The organism is Streptococcus sp. 210928-DFI.4.42, assembly GCF_020554365.1.
GTDB lineage: Bacteria > Bacillota > Bacilli > Lactobacillales > Streptococcaceae > Streptococcus > Streptococcus parasanguinis_S.
Window position 1 is genome coordinate 1 of sequence record NZ_JAJCHF010000078.1, and the last position, 229, is coordinate 229.

Consider the following 229-nt stretch of genomic DNA (forward strand, 5'->3'; position numbering starts at 1 on the left):
ATGAGCTCGCGTAAAGAGCGGATGTCCTCATTTTCCGTGGAAAGTACGCCGACGGTTACTGCTTTTGCGGCAAACTCATCGGTTGTGCCGTTCCAGAGGGCGGCCTCCGGCAGAGCGGAGCAGTCGGCAAGCTGAGCGAGAAGCGCTTTGGTCTCAAGCGTTGCCTCAATTCGTGCGCGGATCGTATCATCATCAAAGTTCACGTTTGTGATGGTCGTAAACAGGTTTT

The 229-nt window shown here is 54.1% G+C and carries 1 protein-coding gene; it reads right to left on the reverse strand.

Going from position 1 to position 229, the window contains the following annotated elements; translation table 11 throughout:
• On the reverse strand, window positions 1-229 hold a 229-nt coding region (locus LIZ08_RS10370), incomplete at both ends, for a hypothetical protein (RefSeq protein ID WP_227038830.1).